The 16,148-nt window shown below is 58.5% G+C and carries 11 protein-coding genes; 5 read left to right on the top strand and 6 right to left on the bottom strand.

Translation table 11 applies throughout. The features are described 5' to 3' along the window. The first annotated feature begins 29 nt into the window (after positions 1-29). Positions 30-392, top strand: coding sequence for a hypothetical protein (locus K227x_RS24920; RefSeq protein WP_145174370.1), 363 nt, complete (start codon positions 30-32; stop codon positions 390-392). 106 nt (positions 393-498) lie between these two features. On the opposite strand, the gene K227x_RS24915 is transcribed toward K227x_RS24920, so the two are convergent. Further along, positions 499-849: a hypothetical protein gene (locus tag K227x_RS24915; protein WP_145174367.1), complete on the bottom strand. Its 351-nt coding sequence runs from the start codon at positions 847-849 to the stop codon at positions 499-501. Positions 850-927: 78 nt separating this feature from the next. Beyond that, on the bottom strand, positions 928-1,731 hold the full coding sequence (locus K227x_RS24910) for a hypothetical protein (RefSeq protein WP_246146210.1): 804 nt from the start codon (positions 1,729-1,731) through the stop codon (positions 928-930). A 298-nt stretch (positions 1,732-2,029) separates the two neighbouring features. Here K227x_RS24910 and K227x_RS24905 point away from each other — a divergent pair, with 298 nt between their 5' ends. From K227x_RS24905 to K227x_RS24890, 4 genes are all read left to right on the top strand, one after another. Next, positions 2,030-2,311 (top strand): hypothetical protein, encoded by a 282-nt coding sequence (locus tag K227x_RS24905; RefSeq protein ID WP_145174364.1) that lies wholly within the window; start codon positions 2,030-2,032, stop codon positions 2,309-2,311. A 161-nt stretch (positions 2,312-2,472) separates the two neighbouring features. Next, entirely contained in the window at positions 2,473-4,686 is a 2,214-nt protein-coding gene (locus K227x_RS24900; protein ID WP_145174361.1) for an AMP-binding protein, read from the top strand. After that, the gene (locus tag K227x_RS24895; RefSeq protein WP_145174358.1) at positions 4,658-11,395 is read left to right on the top strand and encodes a type I polyketide synthase; all 6,738 of its coding nucleotides are present in this window, start codon (positions 4,658-4,660) and stop codon (positions 11,393-11,395) included. Before K227x_RS24900 ends, K227x_RS24895 begins: the two co-directional genes overlap by 29 nt. A gap of 121 nt (positions 11,396-11,516) precedes the next feature. After that, positions 11,517-12,506, top strand: coding sequence for a calmodulin-binding protein (locus tag K227x_RS24890; protein ID WP_145174355.1), 990 nt, complete (start codon positions 11,517-11,519; stop codon positions 12,504-12,506). 96 nt (positions 12,507-12,602) lie between these two features. Here K227x_RS24890 and K227x_RS24885 read toward each other — a convergent pair whose 3' ends face one another. Genes K227x_RS24885 through K227x_RS24870 form a run of 4 tightly spaced genes read right to left on the bottom strand, consistent with a single transcriptional unit; the run spans position 12,603 to position 16,131 of the window. Continuing rightward, complete coding sequence (locus K227x_RS24885; RefSeq protein ID WP_145174352.1) at positions 12,603-13,487, bottom strand: F0F1 ATP synthase subunit gamma; 885 nt, start codon at positions 13,485-13,487, stop codon at positions 12,603-12,605. Beyond that, entirely contained in the window at positions 13,484-15,052 is a 1,569-nt protein-coding gene (locus K227x_RS24880) for an alternate F1F0 ATPase, F1 subunit alpha (protein ID WP_145174349.1), read from the bottom strand. Before K227x_RS24880 ends, K227x_RS24885 begins: the two co-directional genes overlap by 4 nt. Then, a complete protein-coding gene (locus K227x_RS24875; protein ID WP_145174346.1) occupies positions 15,049-15,846 on the bottom strand; it encodes a F0F1 ATP synthase subunit delta in 798 nt (265 codons plus the stop codon). Before K227x_RS24875 ends, K227x_RS24880 begins: the two co-directional genes overlap by 4 nt. A 3-nt stretch (positions 15,847-15,849) precedes the next feature. Beyond that, complete coding sequence (locus K227x_RS24870; protein WP_145174343.1) at positions 15,850-16,131, bottom strand: F0F1 ATP synthase subunit C; 282 nt, start codon at positions 16,129-16,131, stop codon at positions 15,850-15,852. Between the last annotated feature and the right edge of the window lie 17 nt (positions 16,132-16,148).

Below are 16,148 nucleotides of genomic sequence, written 5' to 3'. Positions count from 1 at the left end.
GTGTCAGATGCAGTCCCAAGGATGCCCGCATGACGAATTTAACCCCCACCAAGAAGCTGCCCCGGTCCACGGACCGACGGGAACAGCAGGACCTGAAGCAGCAGGATCTGCACGGCCCGGCGGCTGCGTCCGCCAAGCCAAGTGGGGAAGTTGCGTACCGGGATAAATTCTTTGACGACGACCAGATTGATGATGGGCTGACCTTGGAAAACTGCGAAGCCCTGATCGTTTGCATGGACGCGGGCAGCTTTGCGATCGTTCGACCCGACGGGAAACAGAATCTGTGGCCAACCCAAGGTGGATGGGACTGTGTCCGTCAACTTCAGCCCGGCCAGACGGTCATCTACCAAGGCAAACCGCGGCTGGTCTGTGCCGTCGACGTGTTCCGCTAAACCGTGTGGTGTCGCGCCCCACGCGAACCGCCCAGCGGACGCTTGCGCCGGACCTGCCATCAGACGCTTGCGCCGGACCTACCATCAGACGCTTGCGCCGGACCCACTAGGCGGTACCTTCGTCGGTTGCCCCGTCCAAGTCCGGATTGACCGCGTACTGCCAATTCAACATTTCGATGTCGTCCATGTTGGCCCATCGGCTTTGTTTGCCCCACAACGGATCGTGGCAGATCGGGCACTGCGCGTCTTCGATCGCCGGGTACTGATGCGGCGTCGCGATATCGGGTTCTAACCAAATCGCTTCGCATTCGTCACAGATGATCAGCCCGTGTGGTTCGGTCGATCCGGTCTTGGCAAAACGGTCTTCGGAATTTTCGTCCGCGACACCGCAGACGCGGATGCCACACAGTCCGCCACCGCAAACGGGACAGAAATCAATGGAATGTTTGGGGCTCACGGCGAGCAGGCTCCGATGGCAGGAAGAGGGATGTGTGAAAATTGTTCGGTATCGATGTTCGAAGTTTGGGGGGGACTGCTACATCGGGTAGGCCGTGATGACTCGGTCGCCATCGAGCACGATTCGGACCCGTCGGGCCATCGGGTTGCGTTTGCGTTTTCCGTCGCGTCCGCCGACAAATCCGATTCGGCCTCCCATGTCGACGGTGTAGATCGTTCGCCCATCGTCGACCTTCTTGGTGGTTCGCTGATTCTTCTTGGCCCGTTCGTAAGCGCGATCGATCGTCACCAACGCGCCTTCCATGTCGCCATCAAAGACACCATGGCTGCCGGGACGTCCAGGGTCGTCCTTGGTATGCCGCCGCAGGTGTTCCAGTCGGTGTCCTTCGGCGCTGCCGGGCGTGTACAGCAATCCGGCCGGCGATAGGTATCGATTGGGCGAAACCTCTTTCAGCAATCCGTGCAGCAGGTCGTCTGAACCTGTTGCCGAACCGGCCCCCCCCGCAGTCGGCGAATCGTTGGCCGTCGCGGTCGACATGGGCGACGAAGATCGATCGACCGTATCGCCGGTGGTTTTTGCGTTGGACGGGTTGGTGCCGACCGCGCTGGTATCCCCAGTCTTGGTGCCACCACCCTTCGCATCGGATGCCGAATCCGCCATGCGAACGTTGCCGTCACGGTCGGTTTGCACCGCCGGCAGCGACCACCCAAATCGCTCGTTCAGCATCGGGGCAGAGAACGAATAGATGGCGACCAGGGCGATCACGGCTATCCCGCCAGCCTTGGATTTGCCGCCGATGCGTCCTGATCCCTTCTGGGAAAATCCCAACGATGTCTGGGCTGACTGCGGCACCGAATCATCCTGCTCAGGCGAACCGGACATGCATCTCTCCTTATTCATTTCAAACGAACCCAGACTCAAAATCGCTGGTCCTGAACGATTGTAGACCAAGCGTCGATTTTCGGATCCCGGCACGGCGGTGGCATGACCGTAATTCTCGGAAGGGAGATTTGGCGGAATTTGTCCGAATCTAACGACCAGGGGCTCTGCGCGCTCTGGGGCGTGGTATTTTTCAAGCAATCAGTCAGACTGGATAGGCTGACGAGCATCGCACGATTCCCACGCAGAAATGCGGCCGTGCGAGTTTCACCTTTGACACGCTTCACCGAGAACATTTGTCATGCGAAAGATGGTTGGATTGCTGGTTTTACTTGCCGCAACAGTTTGGATCTCTGACGATGCCGCGGCCGAACCCGGCTGGTCACCCGTCATCATTGCTACGGGCGAATATCGTCAGCAGATTGAATCGATGCCAATCGAGATGCGTCCTTATCGGCCTCTGCACGTGTACGGAAACACGGTTCGCCGGAACTATTATCGAGGCAATCCGATGCCGATGCCGACGACGCGGATGGATGTCCGCCAACCACGTCGCCAGCCACTGATTCGCCGCATGTTCTAAGCTGGACGCTGCGTTGACTGGTTCCCCCCCGGATTGGTCGGGGGAATCTGGCAGTCGAGCATTTGATTTGAGAAGATTTGATCTAGAATGATGGATGCTTCGATCCGCCAACCACGGTGGAAGTCTTGTCCTATCGCTCGAAATCACGGTTCATCGACTCAATGGCTCCTCCCGAACTCCAAGCTGCGACCACATTGGCCCAGTGGATTGGTAAGCGTGCGGAGCTTCACGGCCAACGCCCAGCCATCACCTATTTGGATGATGACCAATCCGAGACCACGTGGTCGTATGCGGAACTGTGGCGACGGTCCTGTGCCGTTGCTGCGATGTTGGATGCTTTGGATGTTGGGCCGAGGGGCGATGGTGCCCCCCGGGCATTGTTGCTGTATCCACCGGGCATCGAATTTCTGTCGGGTTTCTTGGGATGCCAGATCGCAGGTTGGACTCCTGTCCCCACCTGCTATCCGAAACCTGGTCGCGAGATTCCGCGGCTCGATTCGGCCGCCAACGATTGCCGCCCGGACGCAATTCTGGGCGATCGTTCCAGCATTGATGGGCTGGATTCTGACAAATTGGGGCCATCGGCGGTCGCCGCCGCACGCGTGGTGACCCAGATTGATGATGCCGCCCAAGCGAGCCAAGCATGGATTTCCCCGGATTCGCTGGCGTCCGACGGTGAATCTTTGGCGCTATTGCAATACACCAGCGGTAGCACCAGCGAACCCAAAGGGGTGATGGTTCGGCACCGCAACGTGTTGGCCAATCTGGAAGCGATTCGTCGCGGATTTCACATCGAATGGCAAGCGCCAGAGACTCCCGATGCCGAGATCGAATGTGGCGTGTTCTGGCTGCCGTTCTTTCACGACATGGGACTGATCGGCGGAATCCTAGAACCGTTGTACGTGGGCGGACGCACGGTTTTGATGAGTCCGCGGTCTTTCTTGCAACGTCCGCTCCGATGGCTGCAGGCGATTGGGGATCACCGGGCAATGATCAGCGGCGCGCCGAATTTTGCCTATCAATTGTGTGTCGACCGAATTTCGCCGGATCAAACCGACGGCTTGGATCTAAGCCGTTGGCGGATTGCGTTTTCAGGTGCGGAACCCATCCTGCCGCGAACGTTGCAGGATTTTGCCAGCCGTTTTTCTAGCAGTGGGTTTTCGTCGGATTCGTTTTACCCCTGCTATGGTTTGGCCGAAGCGACTTTGTTGGCCGCCGGCGGCGATGGCCCGAAGACTCCCAAAGTGTTGACGGTCCAGCGAGAATCCTTGGGGACGGGCCGACCGCTGGTGACGCCGGATGGTCGCGGGGCCGCGTTCCAGAAACTGGTGTCCTGTGGCACGGCGTCTTACCAGAACGAATTGAAACTGGTCGACCCAGCAACCTGCCGCGAAGTGGGCGAAGACACGGTTGGCGAAATTTGGTTGCAAGGCACCAGCATCACCGGCGGCTACTGGAATCGTGACGACGAAAACGCCGCCATGTTCGATGCCACTTTGGACGGCGGTCAGTCGGGTTATTGCCGAACGGGCGATATCGGATTCTTGCATCAGGGCGACTTGTACGTCACCGGCCGGCTAAAGGACGTCATCATTTTGCGTGGTCGCAACCTGTTCCCCCAGGACATCGAAGCCACCACCGCGGCAACGATCGGTCCCGATGGTGGACAGTGCGCCGCGTTTTCGGTCGAAGGCGGACGCGGCGAGGCATTGGCGATCGTGGCTGAATTGCCCCGACGGTCCGACCCTGCCGGGTTGCCCGATTTGGTGCGTTCGATCCGCCGTGCGGTGATCGAAGTCCACGAAGTGGATCCGCGTCACGTGTGGTTGGTCCGCCCGGCCATCGTGCCGCTGACCAGCAGTGGCAAGGTGCAGCGGAGCCGATGTCGCGAACTGTTTGATGCCGACGAAATCAAAACCAAATACCGTTACGACCGATCATCCGGTGCCCAGCAGGTGCCGATCACGATCCCCGTGTTGCCATCCCAGCCACATCCCGACGACTTTGCGGCAGTAGTCGCCGAAACCGAAACTTGGATGACCAAGTGGCTGGTCGCGCGGGCGGGCGTGGACCCGTCGGATGTCGAACTGGAAAAACCATTTGCCGACTATGGTCTCGATTCGATGACCGCGGTCGAAATGAGCGGCGAAATCGAGGACTGGTCGGGTGTCGAACTGACACCGATCGTCGCTTGGAACTACCCTACGGTTGCCCGGCTTAGCGAATTCATCGCCCAGCAAATTGTCGGCGTGGCAGACCAGCAAACCAATCAAAACGAAATCTCGGACGCAGAGTTAGACGGTCTACTCGACGAAATCGAGGGCCTTTCTGACGACGAAATCAACCATGCATTCGCCGACAAACGACCCACCTAAATCGGATCCTGCCGCACCTGTCGGTGACCGTATCGCCAATCTGTCGCCCGCCCAGAAAGAACTGCTGCGAAAACGTCTGGCCCAGCGACGCCGCCAAGCGGGCGCCGTCGCCGGCGACTCGGTCGCGCCGGATGTCGCCGCTCGTGTCGCCGCACAGCCACCGCAATCGGGGCGATCCCAAGACGTCGCGATCGTTGGAATGGGGTGCCGATTTCCCGGCGCCGCATCGATCGACCAATATTGGGATCTGATCGAATCCGGCCGCGAAGCGATCGGGCCGGTGCCCGGGGACCGCTGGGATAGCGAACGCTTCTTTGATCCGACCGGACGATCACCTGGGAAGATGTCGGTCAACGCAATGGGCGCCATCGATGACGTTGACCAGTTCGATGCCGCGTTCTTTGGGATCACGCCCCGCGAAGCGTCTCGGATGGATCCACAGCAACGGTTGCTGTTGGAAGTCACTTGGGAAACATTCGAAAATGCCGGCATCCCCATCGAATCGATGGCTGGGTCGAAAACCGGCGTCTTCATCGGCATCGGTGGCACGGACTATTCCAAGATCCCCGCTCGCTATCCCAACTATTTTGATCACGTCGACGCGCACATCGGCACCGGGAACGCACTTAGCATCGCAGCCGGCCGGATCTCGTACCTGTTCGATTTCCAAGGTCCGTCCTACATCGTCGACACCGCCTGTTCGTCGGCTCTGGTTGCGATCCACAATGCCGTTGTGACGTTGGCCACCGGGCAATGTGACGCCGCCGTGGCGGGCGGAGTGAATCTGATCCTGTCGCCCGAAACGACCATCGCGTTCTCCAAAGCTAGGATGCTTAGCCCCGATGGGCATTGCCGGCCCTTTGACGATTCGGCCAACGGGTATGTTCGCGGTGAAGGCTGCGGCGTTGTGCTGCTGAAACGGCTGTCGGATGCCCAACGAGATGGGGATCCCATTCTTGGCGTCATCCGCGGCAGTGCCGTCAATCAAGATGGCCGTACCAGCGGGATCACTGCCCCCAGCGGCCCGGCGCAAACCCGTGTCATTCGGGATGCACTGCAGCAGGCGAATCTGAACATCAATGACATCAGCTATGTCGAAGCCCACGGGACGGGAACGCCACTGGGAGACCCGATTGAACTGATGGCGCTGTCGGAAGTGTTTGCCAGCCGCGATCCGAATCTGCCGGCCGTCCGCGTCGGCAGCGTCAAAGCCAACATCGGCCACACCGAAACCGCATCCGGGATCGCAGGTTTGATCAAGGTGTTGCTGATGTTCCAACAGCGACGCATCCCCGGCCAGGTCAACTTTCACAACCTGAACACGAATGTCCGGTTCAATCGAACGGAAATCCAGATCGCCGACACGACGACACCCTGGGACCTGCCGTCGGGAATGCCAACGGTCGCAGGCGTCAGTTCGTTCGGATTCGGCGGCACCAATGCGCACCTGATCGTCCAGGCTGCTGCCAAGTCTGAAAGCACGCCGGGATCGCTCCATCATGATTCATCTCGTCAGCACTCTGCATCGGCAACGCGCCCGATTGCACCTGAAATCGTCCTGCCGCTTTCCGCCGCCGATTCGGATGCGCTGCCGGTTCTGGCCGAATGTTATGCCGATGCAATTGCCACGTCGGGCGATATGGATTCGGCCGCCGGTTTTCGTGACATTTGCGGCACCGCAGCAGTCGCCCGTTCGGGCTTGGTGGAGCGAGTCGCGATTGTCGCTGCCGATGCGGACCAGATGGTGCGGCAACTGCGCGAGTTCGCAAGCCGCGATCCGGACCACACGGCATCCGCGGTTGGGACCGTCTTGCGAGGCCGGAAACCTGTTGGTCGACGACGCAAAGTGGCGATGCTGTTCACGGGCCAAGGGGCCCAGTACGTCGACATGGGACGGCGACTGTCCGAAACGATGCCTGTTTTTGCGTCGGCCCTGCAGGCCTGTTCCGATTCGATCGATGCGGAACTGACCGTGCCGCTGGCGCAGATTTTGGCGGGGCAGTCGGGGGAACTTACGATTGACCACACGTCCTTTGCCCAGGTCGCTATCTGCGCCGTTCAGTGTGCGTTGGTCGATACGTTTGGGCATTTCGGAGTAGTCCCCGATGTGGTCGCCGGTCATAGCATCGGCGAGATCGCGGCCTTGTACGCTGCCCAGGCGATCTCTCGTGATGACGCGTTGCGGATCGCCGCCCACCGTGGGGCCGAAATGGGACGTTTGCCGGCCGGCGGTACCATGGCTGCGATCTTGGCCTCAGCGAACGAAGTTCAAGATTGGATCCGGCAATCCAAATCGACTGCGGTGATCGCAGCCATGAACGGACCTGGCAACACGGTCATCGCCGGACTCGCCGACGAGGTCGATCGGGTGCTTGCGATCGCTCGGCAAAGCGACGTGGTGGTGCGACCATTGCAGGTGTCGCACGCCTTTCACAGCCCGTTGATGAAACCCGCGGTTGAACCGCTGCGAGCCAAGTTGGCGTCGTTTTTGAAACCTGCTGTGATCCCTCGCAATGTGTCGTTCCTTTCTTCGATGACCGGTGCGCGATACGATCAGCCGATCGATGTGGATTACTGGATCCGACACTTGGTGGCCCCGGTTCGATTTACCGACACGATCGATCAGCTGAGTCGCGGTCGGCTTGATATGGCGATCGAGATTGGCCCGAAATCGCAGTTAGCGGGAATGATTCGTCATGCCTCGGCGGCAACGGCTGATGCGGATGAAGCCCATTCCTACGTTTGCGTGCCATCGCTAAATCCCAAAACCGATGACTATCAATCCTGGGTATCGGCGCTGGCGATGGCTTGGTGTGTCGGGGCGCCGGTTCAGTGGGCAAAGTTGGCGACGATCTTTCCAGTGGACCTCGCCCATCTGCCGACCTATCCATTTCAACGTCAACGGCATTGGTACGATCCACCTGGGATCGGCAACGATGGCGGCGCTGGGGATCGAGTTCATCCGTTGTTGGGTTCGTCCCAGTCGCTGGCCGATGGAAGAACGATCTACACGAACGTCGTTCGCAAATCCGACCCAAACTATGTTTCCGATCACGTGGTCAGTGGATCGGTGACGATGCCAGCGGCCGCATGGATCGAAACGCTGCGTGCGGCGGCCAGCGTTTCGATGCCCGATGGTTTTGAACTGCGCGAAATCGAAATTGACCGCGCATTGTTTTTGGATGACGATCAATCGGTCACGCTTCAAATCACGGTGGACGCCGGCGTTCGACGCCATTCGATCCACATCGATTCGCGTACGGATGAACCCGATGCGAACTGGCAGCGATGTGCATCCGCAGTGGTGATCGTTACGGATGCCGAGTCAGCCTCTGATGAACCGGATGGCAGCCAACGCATCACGCCGCTTTCGCCACCCCCGTTGTCGGCCGGTGGGATCGATCCGGATTGGCTTTACGATCGTTTCGATGACGCAGGACTGCAGTACGGGAACTATTTTCGCGTGCTCGATCAGATCGTCTCGGATCGAACCTGTGCCAGCGGCAGCCTTCAAATCCATGACGATCTGGCCAGCGATGTTGGTCGCCTGCGGCTGCATCCCACGCTGCTGGACGGCGCCCTGCAGTTGATTGCCACCGTGGCACCGACGGCCCATTCGCTGACGTCGAAACCGTCTGCTGCCGATCCCGAAATCCCGAATCGTCCACACGATGCGGCATCGGGTAGCGACCCGGTGGAAACTTATCTGCCCGTCGGTGTCGGCCGGTTGATCGTGCAAAGTGATCAACCCATCGCATCGGCAATCGTGGTTCGCCGCGACAGCGATACCGCTGGCGAATTGATTGCGGACGTCGATTGCTTGGATGCCACCGGCAAACCGGTTGCCATGCTGCGTGCGGTGCGTCTAACCAGCTTGTCGCGAAGGCAAGATTCGGGAATGGTCGACACCCAAGCTTGGCGCTATCAAGTCATCTGGACGGAATCCACGGACGTTCCACCGCCGCACACCGGCGGATCGGTGGATGGCTCTGATTCCGATGGGGATGCAAACGGACCAACCGAATGGTTCGGGGATCCGGTGTGGACATCCGGTCCCGACGTGGGTGCGAATCGTCAACATCGGCGGCCGCATTGGGTGTATGTCGTGGCGCCCGATCTTGCCACCGACGCGAATGGTTCGGTTGCCGACACTTTGTCCGGCGAGGCGTTCATTGCCGATGATCGATCCATCGACCGGGTAACTGATGTGATCCACTGGGTTCAGCAGGCGTTGGTTGCCGATCCACCACCGCGTTTGACGGTGGTGACCTGTCGCGCGGCCGCCGTCGTGGATGGTGATCCTGTGGATCCGGTCGCTACTTCGGTCGCCGCGGTTTGCCGAGTGGCGGCCAACGAACATCCGCAGCTGGATCTACAGCACTTGGATGTCGACAAGTTTGACGACGATGCGGGCGTATCGGTTTCCAACGCACTGTCGCAATTGCCGACTGAAACCGAATCGGCTTGGCGCGATGGACGTTGGTGGCATCCTCGCCTGCAATCCACACGCACGCTGCCTAGTCATTCGACGATTGCTGATGCAGCAGCTGCCATCGAAATTGCGGTGCCCACATCCGGGGCTTACCGAATTCGGTTGGACGGTACCAATCGATTGGACGGACTGATCGCCGAGCGAATTGTGCCTCCGCCGGCTGGCGACGGCGAAGTCGGTGTGTCGATCAGAGCGGTTGGTTTGAACTTCAGTGACGTCTTGAAGGCGATGGGGCTCTACCCCGGCATCCGTGATGACGTCACACCGCTGGGGATCGAGATCGCGGGAACCGTCACCAAGTTAGGGGCCGGCGTTGATCGGTTCAGCCTCGGCGATCGTGTGATGGGAGTCGTGCCGCACGGATTTGCCACCGACGATGCAACGCATGACTACTTGCTTGCCAAGATCCCGGCGAACTTTACCGACGAAGAAGCCGCCGTGCTGCCGATCGCTTTCATGACAGCCCATCATGCGATTTGCAACATCGGTCGAATTCGACGTGGGGAATCGATTTTGATTCATGCCGGGGCCGGTGGGGTTGGCTTGGCGGCGATTCAGGTCGCACAAAGCATGGGGGCCACCGTGTTTGCGACCGCCGGAAGCACCGTCAAACGAACACTGTTGGTTCAGCTTGGCCTGGATCCCGACAACGTTTTTGACAGCCGTGATATCCGATCGATGGATCGATTGCGGTCACGGACCGGCGGCCGCGGTGTCGACATCGTTCTGAATTCACTACCTGGCGAATGGATCGACGAGTCATTGCGTGCATTGGCTCCCTATGGCCGATTCCTTGAAATCGGCAAGACCGACATCTACCAAAATCGTCCCGTCGGGCTAGCGCCGTTCCAAGACAACTTGACCTATTCGGCGATTGATCTGGATCGGATGTTTCGCAGCCGCGCCGACGAAGTCCGTGAACTGTTCGACCAGGTGGTACGCCAATTCGAAGCCGGTATCTATCGGCCGGTGCCCATTACTTGGTTCCAGATGGACGAATTGCCAGCGGCCATGCGGTTCATGGCCGCGCGTCGCAACATGGGGAAAATTGTCGTCTCCGTTCCGCCTACCCAGCCCGACACCGCATCGTCCCACGGTTTGCACTTGATCACCGGCGGCAGCGGTGCGATCGCGATCGGATTGGCCCGCCGGTTGATCCAGCGCGGGGCCCGGTCGGTTGCCCTGGTCGCCCGACGGCCCGTATCCGAGGCGATCAGCGCACTTCAAGGATGGACGCGGCAGCAAGGTGCCGAATGTCACTATTTGCAAGCCGACTGCAGCGACGAATCATCGCTGCGATCGGCGATTGCGACCCTGCCGGGCGAACATTGTCAGGTATCCCATGTCTATCACGCTGCGGGGTTACTGGACGATCGACTGCTGCACGAAACTTCGCCCGAATCGATACGGCTCGTGATGACGCCGAAAGCGATCGGGGCCCAAGTGTTGGATCGTGCATTGGCGGATCATCCGATCGTCAGTTTCCAGATGCTCGGGTCGGTCGCTAGCGTTTTTGGATCACCTGGCCAAAGCAACTATGCGGCCGCCAACGCTTTCTTAGAAGGTTTTGCCAGCGACCGACGATCACGCGGACTGCCTGCTTCGCTGGTCCACTGGGGGCCATGGGCGGAATCAACGGTGGATTCCGGTGCAAATGGTGGTATGGCCAACGATCCTGATCGGCTTCGGAATCTGGCCGCTCGCGGATTGAATCCGCTGGCGTTTGACCGAGCGATCGACTTGCTGATCGATGCCTCCCAGCCGAATGCACCGCCGGTCGCTGTGGTTGTCGATGCGGATTTTGGACGGATGTTGGCGGGTGCGAATGCCAAGTCCTTGCCGTCGGTTCTGCGTGGATGGATGCCTGGATCCGGTCAAGTCGTTTCGGCGACCGCGACGGCGCGCGATGCGGTGTTCTTGACAAAGTATTTCGCGTCTTCCGACGACGACCGTACGGATCTGCTGGTCGCGTACTTTGCCGACCAGTTGGCCAAAATTATGTCGATGAAGGCCGCTTCCTTGGATCCCGATCAACCACTTGGTGGGCTCGGTCTGGATTCACTGATGGCGATCGAACTGAAAAATACCATCGAAGCAAGATTGGAACTGACGCTGCCGATCAGCAAATTCATGAACGATCCCACCTTGCGAAGCCTTGCAACCGCAGCGGCCGGAATCCTTGAGAATCAGCGGTCCGAGACCGATGACGCGCGGTAACGAGAAAGTCCGACTCATGTTCCAGCGCTGAAAACGACGACCAATGAAGGTGGCCCGATGATTCGGGTGAAGACGACTATGTCTCTTAGCGAACTCCACTGTCCACCGAGTAGCCTGCGCCATGCTACCCACCCCAGCAACCACCGTATCCGCCAACGACTTTCTTTACGGCGAATACTGTGACGCCCCTGTTCCGAATTACGGACAGTACGTCGAGGTCGATTGCGCCTTCGACAACCACATGGAATCCCTTGTGGGGACAGGGGTTACGCAACACAAGAAGAAAGTTTGGGAGACCTTTCATCGGCAGCTAGAGCAGCAAATGCAGGTCCGGCAGCAAGCGACGGTTGGACAGCCGAAAGGCGATCCGCTACGAAGTCTGGCTAGTGAGCATTACAATCTCGAGAAAATCGACAGTCGTCACCGAATGGGCGATTTGCTGTTGGCTTGTTTGGCAAAGTATCGCGAAATTCAGCCGCCGCAACCGTTCTTCGAGTGGCTCAATGGGCTGGGGGAATTTGGTGTGGTCGCGTTGCTTCGAAAAGGCTTTCAGATGGGACAAAAATCCCTGAGAGACCAAGCGGAGATAGCAAACGTCGCGAAATACGCAAATTGGGAAGATGCGAATATTTCGACCTCCAAAGTGAAAACGATGATTCGTGGCGTGGCCTATCTGGATGAACAGGCCCGGAAACGCTACCGCGTCATCAAAGATGGTGCCCTGTTGTTCCAAGCTTCCCAGCCGGTCGATACGGCAGCCATGTCGACCGCCGAGTCGGGACCAGGATGGGCGATTTTTGTGCTCAGCCGCCATGATGTTTTCTATACCGGCAGCCATCGTATCGGTCGGTTTCACCATTCCAGTTTTTTGGAGGGAAACCCGGTCAAGGGAGCAGGCGAGTGGAAAGTGAAAGCTGGAAGGCTTCAGGTTGTCACCGCCAAGAGCGGGCATTACCGACCCGAGATGCAGCACTTTGTCACCTGTCTGAAGAAGCTGCGACCGCTACTGAAGCTGCACAGGACCCAGGTGCGAGTCTTCAAAAATGGGGCAGAATGCTTCCTTGATGCCGAAAAATTTCTCAGCGATACACGACCCTACACCGTCTGGTAGTGCGGCTGCGCCGGCCCATTGGTGATGCAGGGGGGCAAAACGCGCCCGGTGATTGTTTGCTTCTCGTTTTCGATCAAACAAGACGTCCATGGACGTTCAACTTCGAAATGCTTCGAAACCTGCGACGACGTCGAACAGTTCCTCGTCGATGCTGCTTTGTCGCTGGCGGTGAAAGGACGAGTTGAGTTTCACAAGGAGTTCTTCGATGTTCTTGTCGGCTCGTTGCATCGCCGCCAATCGACTTGCATTCTCGCTTGCCAACGATTCGGCACAGGCACGGAATATGGATACAAACAGGTATTCACCGGTCAGTTTGCGCATCGTTGGTAGATGGTTGCCCAAAACCTGTGGCAAATTCTTTGTTGGCCACGGAGTCTCGCATAGCTGTCGACGCCATGGGGCGTCCAGTGGCAAAAGACGTTGGCTGACGGGTTCGTATAGAGATCCGACGGTAGGGCGATTGTAGAACAGGAACAGTTGGTTCCCCGTGTTTTGCTCCGTTTGCGCCTCGTATTCGACTAGAAGTTGGCCGATCAGCGGCGCGATTGCCTTGACGGTGCTTGGCACATTGAATTGACCGACCAACTGCGATTCTGAATCGGCTAGGGATGTGTGGACGCGTTCGCCGACCGTCCATATCAAGTGCTTGCCAGGCAACGGTGCCAGCGTTTGGAGAGCTTGCTCTGCAATGATGGAGTTGAATTGTCCGACCAGTCCTTGGTCGGATCCAAATACGATCGCGGCTGTGGTGTTCGCGGCGTTTTGCCCAGCCGGCGGGGGGTGGGGATCGGCGAATTCCACTTCTCGCAAGCACACCCCCAGTGCCAGTTCGACGGTGCGATTGTAGTCGGCCAACGCGCGAACCGAACTTTCAAACTGAACGATGTTGGATGCGGCCATCGCTTTCATCGTACGCACCACCGATTGCAGATCCGTGGCTCCGCCAATCTGCCGTTTCAGGCTAGCTGTCGTTCGGCTCACGTGGTCGCTCCCTGACTCGGCGGAAGCGTCTTGTCATGTGGCTGAAACAACTGCAGCGTATCGCGGGCGGCTTTCAGGATCGCGCCGCGATCGGCATCACTCAGCGAATCCGCAGTTTGAAAACGTTCCTGGATCACGCTGGGAAGGCTTGCCGCGGCGACTCGAATGGCAGCTTCCGCACTGGGCATCTGATCCATGGGAACCTGATCAAACAGACCGTCGGTCAACGCCAACAGCACCATCACCTGCGCCGGCACGGACACGGGCGAATGTTCGGCTTGTTGAAGACAAGCCCGGATGCGGCGGCCATGCTCAATCAGTTTGCGACTTGATTCATCGACTCGAGCGCCAAATTTGGAAAAGGTCTCGAGTTCCTCGAATTGCGCGTACGCCAATTTCAGGTCACCTGCGACTGCACGGTAGGCAGCGAGTTGTGCTTTGCCGCCGACCCGTGACACCGACTTGCCGACGTCGACGGCTGGCAAAATTCCTAACTCAAACAGCGACGGTGATAGATAGATCTGCCCATCGGTGATCGAAATCAGATTGGTTGGGATGTACGCGGAAATGTCTTGGGCCTCTGTTTCGATGATCGGAAGTGCCGTCAGCGATCCGCCGCCAAGTTCCGGGCGCAGGTGAGTGGACCGTTCCAGTAGGCGTGCGTGCAGATAGAAAATATCACCGGGAAAAGCTTCGCGACCGGGCGGACGCCGCAGCAGCAACGATAATTCTCGATAGGCGCGAGCGTGGTGCGTCAGGTCGTCATAGACAATCAGCACATCGCGGCCCTGTTCCATGAAGTGCTCTGCGATAGTGGTTGCCGCGTAGGGTGCGATGTAGGACAAGCCCGGTGGATCGTTTCCTTCGGCGACGACGACGACGCAGTAGTCCATCGCATCTTGTTCCTTCAAAGTCGCAACCACTTTTGCAACGGTCGATGCACGCTGACCAATCGCGCAGTAGACACAAACGACATCCTGGTCGCGTTGGTTCAGGATCGTGTCGATCGCGATCGCGGTCTTGCCCGTCTGCCGATCTCCCAAAATCAATTCACGTTGGCCACGGCCGATCGGAATCAATGCGTCAACCACTTTCAGCCCGGTCTGCAGCGGCACCGTGACGGGGGCACGGTCCATGATCGAAGCCGCCGGCCGCTCCACAGCCTTGCGATCGTTCGAAATGATCGGTGCCCGTCCATCCAACGGACTTCCAAGCGGGTCGACCACGCGGCCGAGTAGTTCGTCGCCGACCGCCACGTCCATGACGCGGCCCGTTCGGTGCACTTCCGCACCGGCTTGAAGTGTCGAGTAGTCCCCGAGCAGCACGACACCGATTTCATCGGCATCGACATTGAAGGCAATGCCAAGCGTGCCGTTGCGAAACGTCAGAATCTCGTCGTACCCAATCCCCGGCAATCCGGTGACCTGAGCGATACCCGTCGAGACACTCAACAGCGTCCCGACCTCGTGCGGCCGCAGCTTTGGCGAAAATGACTGACGACCACGAGAAATCCGCTGGAATGATCGCTCGAAGGTGACTTGCATGAAGCCGTGCGGATCGTTCATTGGACGACACTCGCTTGCACATTATCCGCCTGTGGTGAATCGTCGTCGAGCAGTTGATCAACGCTGTTCTGAAGCGATGTCAGATAGTCACCAATGCTCCAGGCGATCCTTTGGCCGCCAAGCGTCAACTCAATCCCGCTGGCGATTTCGGCATCGGTTTCAAATCGCACCGGCATCTCGCTTGAAAACACTTCATGGATCGTGTCTTCAATGGCATCGTGTTGCGGTGCGGATAGCTGCAGAGCGGTGCGAACAACGGCAGGATCCGAATCTGACAGTTTGCACTGACGAACCGTTTGCTTCACGTCATCGTCAACCGATCGAAGGCGAGCGAGGAACACTTCACACATTCGACTTTCCAGATCGGCATCGGCTAAGTCCGTCAAGGCATGTCGTGCGATCGCAAACACTTCCGCCTGAGTCCGCCGTGTGATTTCGGATCGTAAACTGGCTAGTTCGCGTTTCAGCGATTCCTGTCTTTTCGCGCGCAGGCCATCCGCCTCGATTCGGGCCTCGTCAAGCAACCGCAATCGCTTCGCCTTGACGTCTTCAGTCGCCTCGCTCAGCAATGCGCTTCGCTGTTGGTCAAACTCTTCGTTTTTCTTTGTGAACTCGTCCCGTTCCTGCTTGGCTTCTTGCTTTTGCTTGTCGGCGTAGGCGAGTTCGCTTGCGATTCGATTTTCACGTTCTTCGATCGCATCCAGGATGGGTTTGTAGAGAAAACGTTTCAGTAGCCAGACCAAGACCAAAAAGTTGATCGTCTGCGCACCGACGGTGAACCAATCGATGAGCATCGCCTAATTTCCTGTCGCTTGAGCAATGGCGTGGTTCCAAAACGGGTTGGCAAAGATCAAAATCATCGACACGACGAAGCAATAGATTGCCGTGGATTCGATCATTGCCAAACCAACAAACAGCGTTCGCGTGATCGTGGGCGAAGCGTCGGGTTGCTGAGCGATCGATGTCAGTGCAGTGGCAACCGCCCGGCCTTCGGCCAAAGCGGGCCCCATGGTGCCAAATCCCGTCGTGATTCCTGCGATGACAATCGATGTCACCGCGATCCAAGTCATGCTGTCCATGTTGTTTCCTTTGGAAG

This window comes from Rubripirellula lacrimiformis (assembly GCF_007741535.1).
In the GTDB taxonomy this organism is placed as follows: domain Bacteria; phylum Planctomycetota; class Planctomycetia; order Pirellulales; family Pirellulaceae; genus Rubripirellula; species Rubripirellula lacrimiformis.
The sequence above is the reverse complement of the archived record's forward strand: the minus strand, read 5'-3'. Positions and strand labels throughout refer to the sequence as shown.

Excerpts from the sequence above, each read along its gene's own strand:
- K227x_RS24880 (WP_145174349.1), bottom strand. The coding sequence starts at position 15,052 with ATGAACGATCCGCACGGCTTCATGCAAGTCACCTTCGAGCGATCATTC.
- K227x_RS24895 (WP_145174358.1), top strand. The coding sequence starts at position 4,658 with ATGCATTCGCCGACAAACGACCCACCTAAATCGGATCCTGCCGCACCT.
- K227x_RS24875 (WP_145174346.1), bottom strand. The coding sequence starts at position 15,846 with ATGCTCATCGATTGGTTCACCGTCGGTGCGCAGACGATCAACTTTTTG.
- K227x_RS24900 (WP_145174361.1), top strand. The coding sequence starts at position 2,473 with ATGGCTCCTCCCGAACTCCAAGCTGCGACCACATTGGCCCAGTGGATT.
- K227x_RS24905 (WP_145174364.1), top strand. The coding sequence starts at position 2,030 with ATGCGAAAGATGGTTGGATTGCTGGTTTTACTTGCCGCAACAGTTTGG.
- K227x_RS24890 (WP_145174355.1), top strand. The coding sequence starts at position 11,517 with ATGCTACCCACCCCAGCAACCACCGTATCCGCCAACGACTTTCTTTAC.
- K227x_RS24870 (WP_145174343.1), bottom strand. The coding sequence starts at position 16,131 with ATGGACAGCATGACTTGGATCGCGGTGACATCGATTGTCATCGCAGGA.
- K227x_RS24910 (WP_246146210.1), bottom strand. The coding sequence starts at position 1,731 with ATGTCCGGTTCGCCTGAGCAGGATGATTCGGTGCCGCAGTCAGCCCAG.
- K227x_RS24920 (WP_145174370.1), top strand. The coding sequence starts at position 30 with ATGACGAATTTAACCCCCACCAAGAAGCTGCCCCGGTCCACGGACCGA.